Origin of the sequence: Muribacter muris (assembly GCF_001038205.1) — a bacterium.
GTDB lineage: Bacteria > Pseudomonadota > Gammaproteobacteria > Enterobacterales > Pasteurellaceae > Muribacter > Muribacter muris.
In genome coordinates this window covers 1-15,762 of record NZ_JWIZ01000063.1, presented here as the reverse complement: position 1 = coordinate 15,762, position 15,762 = coordinate 1, and the positions used below count along the sequence as shown (strand labels likewise).

The 15,762-nt window shown below is 40.7% G+C and carries 15 protein-coding genes; 5 read left to right on the top strand and 10 right to left on the bottom strand.

Annotated elements, in window-relative coordinates; translation table 11 throughout:
- Positions 1-338: 338 nt before the first annotated feature.
- Positions 339-905 (bottom strand): Maf family protein, encoded by a 567-nt coding sequence (locus tag RO21_RS09580; protein ID WP_084724284.1) that lies wholly within the window; start codon positions 903-905, stop codon positions 339-341.
- Positions 906-1,008: 103 nt separating this feature from the next.
- Here RO21_RS09580 and RO21_RS09575 point away from each other — a divergent pair, with 103 nt between their 5' ends.
- Positions 1,009-1,554 carry a carboxymuconolactone decarboxylase family protein gene (locus RO21_RS09575; protein WP_047977569.1) on the top strand — a complete coding sequence of 182 codons (546 nt, stop codon included), beginning with the start codon at positions 1,009-1,011 and terminating at the stop codon, positions 1,552-1,554.
- A gap of 24 nt (positions 1,555-1,578) precedes the next feature.
- Here the strand turns inward: RO21_RS09575 and RO21_RS09570 are convergent, their stop codons facing one another.
- Genes RO21_RS09570 through RO21_RS09545 form a run of 6 tightly spaced genes read right to left on the bottom strand, consistent with a single transcriptional unit; the run spans position 1,579 to position 7,362 of the window.
- On the bottom strand, positions 1,579-2,379 hold the full coding sequence (locus tag RO21_RS09570) for a glycosyltransferase family 2 protein (RefSeq protein WP_047977568.1): 801 nt from the start codon (positions 2,377-2,379) through the stop codon (positions 1,579-1,581).
- Positions 2,379-3,263, bottom strand: a complete 885-nt coding sequence (locus RO21_RS09565; RefSeq protein ID WP_047977567.1) for a glycosyltransferase family 2 protein — start codon at positions 3,261-3,263, stop codon at positions 2,379-2,381. Before RO21_RS09565 ends, RO21_RS09570 begins: the two co-directional genes overlap by 1 nt.
- A complete protein-coding gene (locus RO21_RS09560; protein ID WP_047977566.1) occupies positions 3,263-4,441 on the bottom strand; it encodes a hypothetical protein in 1,179 nt (392 codons plus the stop codon). Before RO21_RS09560 ends, RO21_RS09565 begins: the two co-directional genes overlap by 1 nt.
- 1 nt (position 4,442) lies before the next feature.
- The gene (locus tag RO21_RS09555; protein WP_047977565.1) at positions 4,443-5,225 is read right to left on the bottom strand and encodes a glycosyltransferase family 25 protein; all 783 of its coding nucleotides are present in this window, start codon (positions 5,223-5,225) and stop codon (positions 4,443-4,445) included.
- Complete coding sequence (locus tag RO21_RS09550) at positions 5,222-6,157, bottom strand: glycosyltransferase family 52 (protein WP_047977564.1); 936 nt, start codon at positions 6,155-6,157, stop codon at positions 5,222-5,224. Before RO21_RS09550 ends, RO21_RS09555 begins: the two co-directional genes overlap by 4 nt.
- Complete coding sequence (locus tag RO21_RS09545; protein ID WP_047977563.1) at positions 6,154-7,362, bottom strand: oligosaccharide flippase family protein; 1,209 nt, start codon at positions 7,360-7,362, stop codon at positions 6,154-6,156. Before RO21_RS09545 ends, RO21_RS09550 begins: the two co-directional genes overlap by 4 nt.
- 129 nt (positions 7,363-7,491) lie before the next feature.
- On the opposite strand from RO21_RS09545, the gene RO21_RS09540 reads away from it, so the two are divergent.
- A complete protein-coding gene (locus RO21_RS09540) occupies positions 7,492-8,235 on the top strand; it encodes a YdcF family protein (protein WP_047977562.1) in 744 nt (247 codons plus the stop codon).
- A gap of 36 nt (positions 8,236-8,271) precedes the next feature.
- Here RO21_RS09540 and RO21_RS09535 read toward each other — a convergent pair whose 3' ends face one another.
- Entirely contained in the window at positions 8,272-8,535 is a 264-nt protein-coding gene (locus tag RO21_RS09535) for a GrxA family glutaredoxin (protein WP_047977561.1), read from the bottom strand.
- Between the two features lie 151 nt (positions 8,536-8,686).
- Between RO21_RS09535 and mltF the strand changes: the two genes are divergently transcribed.
- Positions 8,687-10,162: a membrane-bound lytic murein transglycosylase MltF gene (gene mltF, locus RO21_RS09530; RefSeq protein WP_047977560.1), complete on the top strand. Its 1,476-nt coding sequence runs from the start codon at positions 8,687-8,689 to the stop codon at positions 10,160-10,162.
- 135 nt (positions 10,163-10,297) lie between these two features.
- Here mltF and RO21_RS09525 read toward each other — a convergent pair whose 3' ends face one another.
- Positions 10,298-10,477, bottom strand: a complete 180-nt coding sequence (locus RO21_RS09525) for a hypothetical protein (RefSeq protein WP_047977559.1) — start codon at positions 10,475-10,477, stop codon at positions 10,298-10,300.
- A 41-nt stretch (positions 10,478-10,518) separates the two neighbouring features.
- Here RO21_RS09525 and typA point away from each other — a divergent pair, with 41 nt between their 5' ends.
- A complete protein-coding gene (typA, locus tag RO21_RS09520) occupies positions 10,519-12,366 on the top strand; it encodes a translational GTPase TypA (protein ID WP_047977558.1) in 1,848 nt (615 codons plus the stop codon).
- 47 nt (positions 12,367-12,413) lie between these two features.
- Here the strand turns inward: typA and RO21_RS09515 are convergent, their stop codons facing one another.
- Positions 12,414-13,751, bottom strand: a complete 1,338-nt coding sequence (locus RO21_RS09515; protein WP_047977557.1) for an anaerobic C4-dicarboxylate transporter — start codon at positions 13,749-13,751, stop codon at positions 12,414-12,416.
- A 263-nt stretch (positions 13,752-14,014) separates the two neighbouring features.
- Here RO21_RS09515 and RO21_RS09510 point away from each other — a divergent pair, with 263 nt between their 5' ends.
- Positions 14,015-15,436, top strand: coding sequence for a sucrose-specific PTS transporter subunit IIBC (locus RO21_RS09510; RefSeq protein ID WP_047977556.1), 1,422 nt, complete (start codon positions 14,015-14,017; stop codon positions 15,434-15,436).
- The last annotated feature ends 326 nt before the right edge of the window (positions 15,437-15,762 follow it).

Genomic DNA, 15,762 nt, shown 5'->3' with positions numbered 1-15,762 from the left:
ATGCTCTTTAAACTTCACTTAAAGGGCATTTTCATTAGAATTTTATATACTAAATTATCTTCGATCATCGCATCAATAAACCGGATAAATTCTGATTTAGTAGAGCTGAAGAAAATATACTCTAGGTGGGTTAAATGAATCAGCTGTAAGAAGCCAATTAAGGCAAAATAGTGTGCCTGCTTATAATTCGCCGACGTGTGCAAAGATAGAGCAGATCAAGAACAAGTAGCGTCTTTTCTTGGCATTGATATTTAGCACTCACAGACACCTTTCACACTGTCTAAATAGCCCGTAGCTTCGGAATAGTCACTTTTTCGCAAGGAATGCCGAAAACCTTGTTAAAATAATTCATCAAGACTGCTAATTTGTTGCCCACTAAATAGTAACCAGCTTGTCAAACAATTTAAGTCCTTATAACCACTGAATAGTTTTTGAATCCCATAAGCACCGGCTTTGTCCATCGGCTCTCCGCTGGCAATGTAGGCGTGAATATCGTTATCGCTCAGTGTTTTAAAGGTTACTTCGCTGGTCTGCACACAAGAAGAGAGCTGGTTGCCATTGCTTACACAAATAGCGGTAAATACTTGGTGGGTACGTCCGGAGAGCTGTTTCAGCATTGCAAAGGCATCTTCGTGATCTTTCGGTTTGCCTAATATTTTCCCGTCAATAGATACGGTAGTATCGGCGGTTAGGATTGGGTGATTTGCAAGGTTTTGCCGCGAAAGTACCGCTTGTGCTGCTTTATTTTTACTTAATGCTATGCGTAAACAGTAGGCTTTGGCGTTTTCATTGGTAAAAGGGGTTTCATCCACTTCGCTTTCAATACGAAGTACATTTAACCCGATGTTTTGCAGTAATTCCCAACGGCGTGGGCTATTTGAAGCAAGGTAAAGTGTATTCACCATCTTTTCTCCATAATTTTTTGTCATATAAGATGATTTTTTAATCGTTGATCTTAATATTAGATTTTTTATGATAGCACCATTCTAAACAAAAGAGGTAAATACAATGTCTAATTTTCAGATTCATACTCTAGAGACTGCGCCACACGAAGTAAAAGAGGCGCTTGAAGCGGTTCAAACCACAAACGGTTTTATTCCTAATTTAATTGGGGTATTAGCAAATGCACCGACTGCCTTAGAGACTTATCGGACGGTAGGGGCGATCAACGGACGCAATAGCTTAACGCCGACAGAACGGGAAGTCGTACAAATTACCGCTGCGGTGGTAAATGGCTGCGGTTTCTGTGTGGCGGGGCATACCAAAATTTCATTAAAACAGTTGCAAATACCTCAAGATATTGTGCAAGCCTTACGGGCGACTGCTCGTATTGAGAGTGATTTGAAATTGGATACTTTAGCACGCTTCACCCTTGCGGTGATCTTGCAAAAAGCGAAGCTCAGCCAAGCCCAATTAAATGAGTTCTTTGCTGCCGGTTATACGCAACAAAATGCCCTTGATGTCATTTTAGGGGTGAGTTTGGCTACACTGTGCAATTATGCGAATAATATCGCCAATACGCCGATTAATCCTGAACTGCAAGACTATGCCTAGTTATGCCCTTTGAGTAAGGGCAAGCTATCGGCGGGTTAATTGGTAGAGACGGCTTAGTAGGCTGACAGGTAATAGACGAGGAATAGCCCGCATTAAAAAAATAGCCAAGCCGTCTAATAAGCCTTGTAAGCCCGTATGGCGTTTGAGTTTGAACAGACGCCATTCCGCTTTAGCTTGATTCAGTCCGCTGCGCCGTGCGACCATACCGTTACCGACCCGTGCATACACTAAAATATCCGGCAAATTTGCCGCTTTTTTACCAGAGGCGATCAATTTTATCCACAGATAATAATCTTCCTGCAAATCCTGATAACCGCCGGCTTCAAGGACTGCTGATTTTTGGTAAGCGACTGTCATATGATTAAACGGGCAACGTTTGCGGGTGAATTTGATAATTTCATCGTTCGATGTAGGCACTTCCCGATAACCGACAATATCTTCTTTATTTCGACCAAATTCGGCAATTTGTCCGCCAAAAATTACCGTTTCAGGATTGTCTTTGATAAAAGCAACCTGCTTTTCAAAGCGTGTCGGTACACAAATGTCATCGGTATCCATTCGGCATACCCACTCATTTTGGCAGTGAATTAAACCTATATTCAGTGCTTTGCCTAACCCTTGATTTTGCGGTAAACGGACGATAACAAGCGGTAGCTTGTCGGTAAAAGTTTGCACAATGTGTTCTAATTCATCGGTTAATTTGCCGTCAAACACTAATACAATTTCGTCGGCTTGTGCCGTTTGAGCTAATAGACTTTCAAAACATTCCCGTAAGAATTGCGGATTTTCTTTTACATACAGGGACATTAACACGGAAAATTTCATTAGATAAATCTCTTAAGATTGATAGCTAATTTCGGCGAAATAAAGGTGATGAACGCAATAATAAAATATTTTATCTTTTTACTTTGCCAGCCCATTTTTAAATAAAAACGGGCTGCACGACGAGATAAATTCATTATATGCGGATAAGCCAACATATATAATGAATTAAATTCAAAATATTTAGCTTGTTCAGCCGTTTTGACATATTTTTGTCGGATAAGCTCGATGGCACGTTCCGTATGAGCTGTATTAGTTGAAACACTTGCTCGTTGGGTATGAAATGCACATTTTGTTAAGGCTTTATCAATATATTTGGGTTTAAATTCTTCATCTGAAATAGCTTTTAATACAAATTCATAATCTTCCAGAGATAATAAATCGCTAGATAAGCCTTTTAGTTTTTCAAAAAAGGCTTTTTTAATTGCGATCATTGGCATACCGCCGACTTTATTCGCTTTTAAAATTCCTTCAAGCGTAATCTCTTTTTCATTTTTAAATGGACGGGTGAAATAAGAAAAATGCTCATTAACCATCATACATTCTGCCGGATGATAAATAAAATTGATCTCTGGGTGGTTTTGAATAGTCTTTTCTAATAATTCACATTTAGTTACTAAAAAACTATCATCGTCATCTAAAAATAATAACCAGTCATTTTGGGCATAGCGTACACCAATATTTCGGCTTTCTGCAGCACCTTTATTTTCGCTATTCCGAATAATATTTACGGGAAAAGGATAAAAATGATGAATGTCTACCGGTACTTCGGAAAAATCATCAATAATAATAACTTCAAAATTATAGACTGTTTGATGTAATAAACTCTCTAATAAATAAGGAATTTCTTCCTTACGATTATAAGATGGCACAATAATACTAAACATTATTTATGTCCTTGCGATTGAAATAGAAGGATATATTTACCGTTTCGCCCAAATAGTGATAAAAACATTAGCAATACCAACATAATACCGGGGAAAGCATAAGTATCGGCTTTTATATTTAAAATCGTAAATAATGCAAATGTGGATAGAATAAATTTCCAACTTCCATCAAACCAATTTTGAGCAAGACGATAGATAAAGTAAAACGTAAAAATAGCGCAAGCCATTAAATAGCCAATACCGCCATATAATAGCTGCCGTAAAAAACCGGAATCTGTACCGCCATAATAGCCTCCTTGAACTGCAAAATAGTAGCCATCTCCAATTAATATTTGTTTAATCGTTGGGATAAAAAGGTGTTTCTGTACGAGGGTATCTGTAGAAGAGCTAACACTACCTTTGCCGTAGATTAAATTAATAAGCGGTTCTAACGCGTGTTCGACATATTTATGCCCGGTAAATTGTGTTGCTAAAAAAAGACAGATTGCCACAAATAATAAGAGTATTGGAACGTAACGCCATTTAAAATAGAGAATGATACTTACAATCGATAATATTAGAAAACTTCTACCAGAAATTAAACCAATACATAATATTAAAAAAATAAAAATGGAGTGGATATTATTATGCTTTTCATTATATGCCAATATAAAGTGCAGCAAGAAAATATAAAATAGACTTAACTGAAAGAATGCCGATGAAGTAATGTTATATAGGCGATATTCTTGTTCCGAACCATAAAAGCGTGGTAATACCACATTGGTAGATAATGCGAAGTCAATAATAAATGAAACACCAAACAGGGCTAATAGCCCAATGGAAAACTGAATAAGGATACCGATTTTAAGATCCCTTAAAAATAGTTGTTGATTATTCGGATAATATAGATAATGAAATAAACCAATGCCTAATAAAAAGAGTAATAAGGTTTTAACATACATTATTGTTACAGAAAAATCATAGGTTTGATGTAGTAACATTGGGAATGCACTTACGATAATTAACCCTATAATTGCGATTAAGCTGTCTATCGGTAGGCAAATTTCCCGTTTAAGCGGCTGTTTATAACCCTTATAAATCAGCATCAAAAGAGAGATTCCGCCTGCCAAAAATGCCATTCTCAAGAAGTGGAATAGCCAAGGATCGTAAAGATAAAATAAATTAAGAATCGCAGACATTTTATTTTCCTAAATTTCTCATAACAGCCAATACTTTCTTTAAAGGGTATTTTATTATTTTTTTGATAAAATGATGCGAGATAGAGCCACGATTTGTTTCCAAATTGGAATTGATATTTGGATTTTCAATCACCATTAGTGGACGCACAATTTTTATATCCAGCCCGAACTGATGACCGAATAAGATAAAATCATCGGCAAGCCAGTAAGGTATACTTTGATGAGTATGCAATATGTTTAAAAATTTTTCAGCAGCCGATTTTTTTATTAAATAGGCGACAGTGCCTGCAAAATAATTTTTGTAAGGGTAACTTATCGTCAGGCTACTATCAGGCAGTTTGCGTTGTAAAAATTGGAAGGTTGTCGGGTAATTAATTTCCAATTCTATATCATTAAATTGTCGGATTTTTGATTGCCCTAATAAAACCATATCGCTTAAATAAGGTTGGCAAATGATCTGTTCCATATTTTTTTGGAAATTTTTATCAAATAGGGCATCATCTTCACAAATTAGGCAATATTCATCTTTTGCAATATCAAGATCTTCTACAATTAATTGATAGACGGCTAAATGGCTTAATGTGCAGCCAATTTCACCTTTTGTTACTGAACGTCCGTAATGGTGTTTAAATTGTGCAAGATTAAATTGGTGGTTTAGCTCAATTTCACTTGCTTGCATCGTATTGATAGCGGAAAATACTATAAAATCTTGCGTATCGGCTTGAGCAAAAAATAATACTCTGCGATCGCTATCTTTTTCTAAAGAAATGACATATTTTTTCATTTTGAATCTTCTGTTATATCAATAATGTTGATACCGACTTTCTCAAATAGCTCGTAGCATTCTAAATATTCTTGTTTATCCACATTAATACGAAGTGCATAAATATCTAAATTTGAGTTTGACATCACATTGAGTACAGCACTGCTAAAATAAGTATAAATACGAAATTGTTTATCTGTTGTTTGCTGACTAATATAGTCTTCAAAAATCAGTGGGGTGTTAATATAAGTTACATTTTCTAATTGATACTGCTCCCTAGGGTGAGGCAGATAATAGTCAATATTAAACCGTTTAATTACACCATTTGCCAGTTCAATATTTTTATCATTATCCAGATAAACAGGCTGCCCTAATAAAATATTTATTGCAGCGTCTTTTTTCTTGCCTTCAAAGGACGATGAATGACTTAAATCAATATAAGCTGTATTTTTAATAATATTTGTAAATTGGGGATAAATCGTATAATGCAATTGAGCACATTTTTTTATTTTTTCTGCATTAAATTTATTTCTCAGATATTTATTGATGTTTCTACGGATAGGGGTATTTACTTCAGGTTGATAATAGACGCTCGAAGGCACAATATTAGCAGTACCGTCATCAAATGTATAAAGTGTATCAAAACGAATACTGCTTAAAATAAACTGCATTTGAATATCATTGATACTCGCGATAAATACGTTATCAAATTTTTTTCGATGAAATTGATATTTAAGGCATAGAATTTGTTTGAATAGCCCGATTCTATCTGTTCTTTGTATAAAAGAAAAAAAGTGCTGGCATTTTTGTGCTAACCGCTCACGATAATACTCAAATTTAGCATTATTTACTGAACATAGCATTACCCCATAAAAGTTCTCTGTTGGATAACGTTCAATAATTTTCTCTGCGATCAGTACTTGCAGGGGGGTATAACATAAAATTAAATTCATTGTGTTTTACTTACCTTATTTGTCATAAAATAAAGAATAGGTAAAATTGTTACCGAACCGATGATGCCTGCGTAAGGTACATATTTTATATTCGTCCAGCCGGCTAATAAAATTAATGCTAATATATATATTATCGTTGAGATAATTGAGCACAATGAAATATAGTTGTTTTTTCCATAAAAGAATAAGTAATTAACTAAAATAAAATAAGGAGTTACCAATGCGGTTGAAAACAAGAATATCACAATATAATATTTTGTTCCTAAAAATTGATTTCCCAATAACCATACAATTAGAGACTCAGGTATAATACTCACTACAATAGCCGGAATCGGAATAATAAATAAGGAAAATAATGCCCATTTATGCACCTGAGTAATCCCGATTTTCCGCTGTTTTAAATGCTCAAAAAAATAGGGAGTAGCCGCTTTATTTATTGCTTGTAAAATAACGGTTAAAATGGCGGCAATTTGAGCGCCCATTGCATATAAGCCTAATTCAACCTCGCTAAAGGCGTGATAAATAAAAATTCTATCCAACTGCCCTTTTAAAAATAGACTGGCATTGTGTAAAATTAAAGGAAGTCCAAAACCAAATAAATAGAAAATCGCAATGCGATAATCCCGCCAGACAAATTTTTTATGCTTCTGTTTTTTGGCATACAGTAGATAAGCCAAGCCGAATACAAAAATATTGCTGGCAAAAATGGCTAAAATCCGCTTTTCGACTAATTCGGTTTGGTAAAGTTCCAGCAATAAAACGGTTAATAGTACAGAAGAGAGACTAGAGGTAAATTGAATAATGCTATAAGGTAGAGGCTGTTTTTGACACTGCCGCACACTAAGTTGTACATTCAAGAAAGATTGGAAAATTGCGGATAATGCCAGATAGGCTAAAATTTCCGATTGTAAATACCAGCAGACCAGCAAAATAATTGCCCCGCTAAACAAAGTGTAGGCATAACCCGAATGAATAACGAGTGCTAACGAACGCTTACCGTAGCGATAAAAATAGCGGGCAATCGCGCCCTCTTGGCTTAAACCGACAATAATCAGGAAAAGCGCTAGATAGGTTTGGTAGTAGGCAAGTAATCCGAACCCTTCTACCCCCAATTTTCGGGAAAGATAAGGAAGTAAAAGAAACGGCATTGCTCTAGAGGCAAGCTCGCCGATTAAATAAATGGCACTGTCTTTAATGACTTTCATACTTTTTCCGGATCTTTGCAAAATATTTGCCCGAACCGACCGCTTGTAATCTTAAATTTGCTATTTTAATTTCAAACGGATAATGGGACAATAGACAATATTGATTTACCCCTAACAATTGACTGCGCAATGTTTGTTGTTACCAAAATTATCACGGCAATAATTTTGCCGCCGTTTAACGCACTGATTTTATGGCTGATGTCGCTCTGGTTCTTTCGTCTGAACTGGAAAAAGTTAGCATACGTTTCCTCTTTCTTGGGGATCGCCATTTTATATATTTTCAGCTTGCCTTACACCTCACAAAAATTGCACGATTCGTTAGTCACGGAAGATAATCTTACCCTTGACGATTACCGTTCAGCCCAAGCTATCGTGTTGCTTGGGGGAGGCTTGCGGGACAGTAAAGAGCTATTCGGAAAACTAGCCATCAGTGAAATTGCGTTTGAACGGGTACGCTATGCGGCTTACCTCCAAAAGCATACCCAATTGCCGCTGTTAATTACCGGCAGTAGCCCGAACGGTACATCGGAAGCTGCGGTAATGGCAAACGAGCTGAAAATGTTCTTTCAGATTCCAACTGAGTGGATCGAAGGAAAAGCAAGGACAACCAAAGAAAATGCGCAGTTTAGCCGTGTTATTTTAGAAAAAGCACAGGTTCGTAAGATTATTTTGGTTACAAATCAATGGCATATGCAACGTGCCAAGCTGCTTTTTGAACGAGAAGGGTTTAAGGTCTTGCCCGCCAGCGTGGGTGGCGGCATTACGCCTTCAACCTACGGGCTAACAATAATGCATTTTTTGCCGGCATCCGGTGCGCTGCACAGTAATGTACACGCGCTTAAAGAGTGGATTGGTTATTGGAAAGAAAAATAAAAACGAGGGGATTTTCCCTCGCTTTCTATCTTTTTATTAAAGTGCAATGCCAAATTTCGCTTTGACAAGCGGGGCAAAATCGGAATAGCCACCAACGTGTTCATTATCTAAAAAGATTTGCGGTACAGTCGCAACCGGCTTACCAACACGAGGTTCTAAATCTTCTTTTGAGATCCCCTCAGCGATCATATCCACAAATTTAAAATCAAAATCAGTCAATTCCGCTTTCATTTTTTCTGCCAATGCTTTGGCATTACGGCAGTACGGGCAAGTTAAGCGACCATAAATTTCAACAAACATACAATATCCTCTAAAAAGTAATAAGAACACAAAATTTTAACAAAGTTTCGCCACTGAAGATAGTGTAAGAGGTTAGAATCGCCGTTTTGCTTTACGGCAGAACTTTGCTAAACTGCGATTATTCAAACGAAAGAAATAGAGAGAAAGGCATTTGAAAGGGCTAATTATTCGTCTTGTGCTAGGCTTGGTTCTGATGCTTTGGGCTTGGGATATGGTATTTCCTTGGCAAAAAGCAATGCAGTCGGAAGAAAACAGCTTCGCCCATATTCAACAGAAAAAAATTGTTAAAGTGGGAATGATCAACCACCCGATGTCCTATTTTTTCGGGGCGGAAGGCACTGCCGGTATTGAATATGATTTAGCTCGCCAATTTGCCGATTATATTGGGGTAAATTTAGAAGTAAAACCTTTCGATAGCAGCGAGCAACTGTTTGATGCGCTAAAACAGAATAAAATCGACATTGCTGCCGCCGGTCTATTGTTGCAACCCGAACAAGCAGAGCAGTTTCAAATTGGTGCGAGTTATTACTCGGCATCTTGGCAAGTGGTGTATAAGAAAGGCGGAATTCGCCCGTATAGCATTGATGAGCTTCGCTCGGAGCTAATTGTACCTGCCGGCTCTGCCGTTTTACCGGTGCTACAAAAACTACAAGCCCGCTTTCCTAAACTCAAATGGCGCACCACGGATAAGTTTACCCAAGAAGAATTGTTGATCCAGGTGGCAGATGGGACGATTCCTTATACGGTCGCCGTCTCTATTGATGTATCTGCCTTGCAGCATATCAAACCGACGATTGCGGTCGGCTTTGATCTGACGGATGAACAGCCGGTGGTATGGTACTTACCGAATAAACCGTACAGTGAATTGCAAGCCTCGGTTTTGGAATTTATGCATCACGCTAACGAAACGGGGTTGATTGCCCGTATCGAAGAAAAATATTTTAACTACCTCGCCCGTTTCGACTATGTGGACAGCCAGAGCTACCTGAAAGCAATAGATAATCTACTGCCGAAATATCAACATTTATTTGAGAAATACCGTGGCGAATTAGACTGGCAAATGTTGGCGGCGATTGCCTACCAAGAATCCCATTGGGATCCGTCAGCCACATCTCCAACGGGGGTTCGGGGTATTATGATGCTCACACGAGATACGGCGGAGCGAATGAACGTTACCGACAGACTCAATCCGGAACAGAGCGTGCGGGCAGGGGCGGAATATCTGCATTTATTGATGAGCCAACTGCCGCAAACCATCGACAAAGAAGATCGCATTTGGTACGGTTTGGCTGCTTATAATATGGGAATGGGACATTTGATCGATGTCCGCCGCCTCACCAAGCAACTGGGTGGCAATCCGGATAACTGGCTGGACGTGAAAAAGAATTTACCGCTACTGGCGGAAAAACGCTATTACAGCCAGCTCAAATACGGCTATGCACGGGGATTTGAAGCCTTTCAATATGTGGAAAATATCCGCCGTTACTATAACAGTATCATCAACCAACAACGCCTCAAAGAGCAGGAATCCCAACGACAAGAAAAACAGCAACAAAAAGATTGGCTTGCCGAAACATTAACCTTAGGCGAAAATAGCCAACAGCCCGTTTCCCCAGCAGAAAAATAGGAGCAACAAATGGTGAGAAGGCGAAAACTAAAGCAAAACGTCAAACGCTTAAAGAGTAATAAAGCCCGCAGGCTGTTACATCTCCACCAATTAAAGCGCCGTATTGCCGACCGCCGCCGAGTCAGCTTCGTAGTTTTAGAACAAGTGGCTTAATGCCTCATTCCCGAAAATTTGCAAATTTTTACGGCAAACCGACCGCTTGCTTTCTAGCCGACCGAGCGAAAACTCGGTATAATCCCGCACCTTTGCAAATGGCGAGCTAATCACATTGCCAAGAATGCGTTCGGCGGGCACACGCCCGCTGCTAATTTTCATCGTAGGTTCTCCTACTTTCATTTGAGCAACAACATATTTCAATGCAACATTTAGATACCCATAAAATGCGAAATATCGCAATCATTGCCCACGTTGACCACGGCAAAACCACTCTCGTGGATAAATTATTAAAGTTATCCGGCACATTAGATACGTCCCGTGGCGATACGGACGAACGTGTAATGGACTCCAACGATCTGGAAAAAGAGCGTGGCATTACCATTTTAGCGAAAAATACGGCGATTAACTGGAACGACTACCGTATCAATATTGTGGATACGCCGGGACACGCCGATTTTGGCGGCGAAGTCGAGCGTGTTTTATCAATGGTGGATTCCGTCTTATTAGTGGTGGACGCTTTTGACGGCCCAATGCCGCAAACCCGCTTCGTCACCCAAAAAGCCTTTGCACACGGGTTAAAACCGATTGTGGTGATCAATAAAGTCGATCGCCCGGGCGCACGTCCGGATTGGGTAGTTGATCAAGTTTTTGATTTATTTGTCAATCTTGGTGCAACGGACGAACAATTAGATTTTCCGATCATCTATGCTTCCGCTCTTAACGGCGTTGCCGGTTTAGATCACGAAGACCTCGCACCAAATATGGATCCGCTGTTTGAAGCGATTATTGAACACGTTTCCCCGCCGGATGTCGAGCTGGATGCGCCGTTCCAAATGCAGATTTCTCAGCTAGATTACAGCAAATATCTCGGCGTTATCGGTATCGGGCGGATTAAACGTGGTACGGTAAAACCAAATCAGCCGGTTACGGTCATTGATGCGGAAGGTAAAACCCGTAACGGTCGGGTCGGGCAGGTGCTTGGGCATTTAGGGCTGCAACGCTATGAAGCGACTGAAGCCTATGCCGGAGATATTATTGCGATTACCGGTCTTGGCGAATTGAATATTTCCGATACGCTCTGCGATATCAACAATGTCGAGGCTCTGCCGCCACTTACCGTTGATGAACCGACCGTTACAATGTTCTTCTGCGTTAATACCTCGCCGTTCTGCGGACAAGAGGGGAAATTTGTGACTTCCCGCCAAATTTTAGAGCGTTTGAAAAAAGAACTCGTGCATAACGTGGCACTACGGGTGGAAGAAACGGACGATTCCGATATTTTCAGCGTATCCGGACGGGGTGAACTGCACCTATCCGTTTTAATCGAAAATATGCGCCGTGAGGGCTATGAACTTGCCGTTTCTCGCCCGAAAGTCATTTTCAAAGAGATTGACGGGCGTAAACAAGAGCCGTTTGAGCAAGTTACCATTGATATTGAAGAACAGCATCAAGGGGCGGTAATGGAAGCTCTCGGTATCCGTAAAGGTGAAGTGCGTGATATGGTGCCGGACGGCAAAGGTCGCACCCGTTTAGAATATATCATTCCGAGCCGCGGCTTAATCGGCTTCCGCAATGAATTTATGACAATGACATCAGGCACAGGCTTGCTCTACTCCAGTTTCAGCCATTACGATGACGTAAAAGCGGGTGAGATCGGGCAGCGTATTAACGGCGTGCTGATTTCTAACGGTACGGGTAAAGCATTAGCATACTCACTCTATGCGTTGCAAGATCGGGGTAAGTTGATGATTGAACACGGTGCTGAAATTTATGAAGGGCAGATCATCGGTATCCATAGCCGTTCGAACGATTTAACTGTGAACCCGCTTGAGGGTAAAAAATTGACCAATATGCGTGCATCCGGTAAAGATGATGCTTTAACTCTTACCACACCTGTGAAATTTACCCTTGAGCAAGCGTTGGAATTTATTGATGACGATGAATTAGTGGAAGTTACACCGGCTTCCGTGCGTATCCGCAAAAAACTGCTGACCGAAGTGGAACGCAAGCGGGCAAGTCGTACAACCTCTAGTACCAGCACTCACTAATTTATAAAAAATAAGGGACACATTGGTGTCCCTTTTCTTTTTACTCATTAAATAATCAAATTCGCAACGGCAATGCCGACAAAGCAAGCAACGGTTACGCCGATTAAACCGGGTGCCATAAAGCTGTGGTTAAAGTAGTATTTGCCGATTTTGGTTGTGCCACTCACATCAAAATTGACTGTCGCAATATCGGAAGGGTAATTCGGAATAAAGAAATAGGCATAAGTCGCCGGCATTAGCCCGATCAGTAATGGCGTAGGCAAACCTAGTCCGATACCGACCGGCAACATCATTATCGCCGTTGCCGCTTGGCTGTTAATCACTACGGAAACGGCAAACAGGGCGAAAGCAAATGTCCAAGGATATTGATTAACCATTTCAGTAATGCCTGCTTCAAATTGTGGCATTGCATATTGGAAGTAAGTATCGCTCATCCACGCAATCCCGAAAATAGCAATCGTCGCCACCATTCCTGATTTAAAAACAACACCGTTCGGCACATTTTGCGGATTGGTTTTCGTCACCAAGAGGATAATCCCGCCAAAACAGAGCATCATCATTTGGATAATCAATCCCATTGAAATCGGTTTAATCTTTTCACCGGTGCCGACCGTACGAATATCCGGTAAAACAGCAATCACAACAATCACTGCAAGGGCGGCTAGAAAGAGAAAGAAGGCTTGTTTGGCATTTGGCGGCAGGGTTTCGTTTAATGTGGTACTGGTCGTATTTAAAATACGTTCACGCCAAATCGGATCTTGCAAACGGCGTTGATATTCCGGATCGTCTTTTAGCTCTTTACCGCGGCGTAAACTATACAGCGACAGAGCAACCGTGCCAGCAAAGGTGGCTGATACGGTTACTGCCACAATGTGCAGCAAGGTAATATGCTCAAAGCCCGGCAAAGCGGTGATTTCTTTCAGATAAAAGACAACCGCTGCGGAAATCGGGCTTGAGGTAATCGCTAATTGCGAGGCAACGGAGGCTGCAGCCATTGGGCGTTCCGGGCGGATATTATTTTTCAACGAAATATCGGCGATAATCGGCATTACAGAATAAACCGCGTGCCCAGTGCCGAGCATAAAGGTGAGCAGATAAGTTACCAACGGGCCTAGCAAGGTAATGTATTTCGGGTTTTTACGCAGCACCTTTTCAGCCAGTTGCAACATAAATTTTAACCCGCCGGCAGCCTCTAATACCGAAGCACAGGTAACAACCGCCAAGATAATCAGCATCACATCAATCGGGGCTTTGCCTAGCGGCATTCGTAAAATAAAGACTTCCACCGCAAGTCCAATGCCCGAAACGACCCCTAAGCCGATACCACCGTAACGGCTACCAGCATACAGAAACCCCAGCAAAAGTAGAAATTCAAAATAGAGCATAGTGTGTTCCTCAATATAAAAATGAAATGCGGTCATTTTACTCTATCTGCAAGCGGTCAAAATAGAGGGGATTTTTACCTAAATCAAATTCTGTGAAATTTTAGTTTTAAACCGTATTTTTCCTAAAATTCCCCGCTAAAATTTGCTAAAAATGTGATCTAGGTTACAAAACTAAAACGTTTTAGCAAATAGTGCTTTTTAAGCTAAATCGTTTTAGTTAAAATAATTAGGTCTAATTTTCAACAATAAACAAAGGTGGATTTATGAATTTTCCTCAAATCGCCCAACAAGTGATTGATAAACTTGGCGGCAAGGATAACATTTCGGCGGCAGCCCACTGTGCAACCCGTTTGCGTATGGTCGTAAAAGATGAAAACTTGATCGACAAAGAGGGCATTGAAAATATTGAAGGGGTTAAAGGTCAATTTTCCGTTGCCGGTCAATACCAAATTATTTTTGGTTCGGGCACGGTGAATAAAGTGCACGCAGAAATGACCAAACTGCTCGGCATTGGGGATATGACAACCTCCGAAGTGGCGAGTGCCGGATCAAGTAAACAAAATATTGCCCAGCGTTTAGTGAAAGGATTGGCGGATATTTTCGTCCCGATCATTCCGGCGATCGTGGCAGGCGGTTTGTTAATGGGGATTCACTCAATGCTTACGGCAAAAGGCTTCTTTGCCGAGGGCGTGAATGTGGTGGATATGTATCCGGGCATCGCTGATTTGGTTGATTTAATCAACACCTTTGCGAATGCACCTTTCGTTTTCCTGCCGGTTCTACTCGGCTTCTCGGCGACCCGTAAATTTGGAGGAAACCCATTCTTAGGGGCTGCATTAGGAATGTTATTGGTTCACCCTGCCTTAGCGGACGGCTGGAATTATGCGGTAACATTGGCAAACGGTAATATCAAATACTGGTCTGTATTCGGCTTAGAGATTGAGCGGGTCGGCTATCAAGGCACGGTTATCCCGACGTTAGTCGCAGCGTGGGTGTTGGCAACCTTAGAAAAAGGGTTCCGCAAAATCGTACCGTCATTCTTAGATAACCTCATCACGCCGCTATTCTCTCTGTTTATTGCCGGTTTCTTAGCGTTCACTATTATCGGACCATTGGGACGTGAAGCCGGCTCGTTAATCAGTGCAGGCTTAACTTGGTTATACGACAGCTTAGGTTTTATCGGCGGTGCAATTTTCGGGACATTCTATGCCCCAATCGTGATTACCGGTATGCACCAAACTTTTATTGCCGTTGAAACGCAATTATTGGCGGAAGTGGCTCGCACCGGCGGAACATTTATCTTCCCAATTGCGGCAATGTCAAATATTGCACAAGGTGCTGCCTGCTTAGGTGCGGCATTTGTAATGAAAGATGCGAAAGTGCGTGGTATCGCCGTACCGTCAGGCATCTCGGCACTTTTAGGCATTACAGAGCCGGCAATGTTCGGGGTGAACCTACGTTACCGCTACCCGTTTATTGCGGCAATGATCGCCTCCGGTGTGGCGAGTGCTTTCATCGCTTTCTTCAACGTTAAAGCCATCGCACTCGGTGCGGCAGGCTTACCGGGTATCCCGTCTATCAAACCGGACAGCCTCGGAATGTATATTGTCGGTATGATTATTTCGGCTTCAGTCGCCTTTATCATCAGCGTGATTTTAGGAAAACGAGCGCAAGCAAAAGCCTAATTTAATTTCTTGAAATGAAAAAAGCCACCTGCAAAAAGGTGGCTTTTTTATTGCAAGCGCTTGGTTGGTGTTTAATTTTTGCAAAATATGGCTGATACTCACATTACAAAGATAATGCAATAAATCCCCAAATGGATTTGTGTACAAACGCAGGAATGCCACGCTAGTATCTGTAAAAATCACACTATTAGATTTTGCTAAAAGGAAGCGAGCATTCTATAAGCGATCAGTTATTTTGCATAACGGCGATATAATGTTGCGGTATTATGTAGTAAATACACAAAAAATAGACATTTTAACAGAATGTAGCAACTGTATCCCCCAAA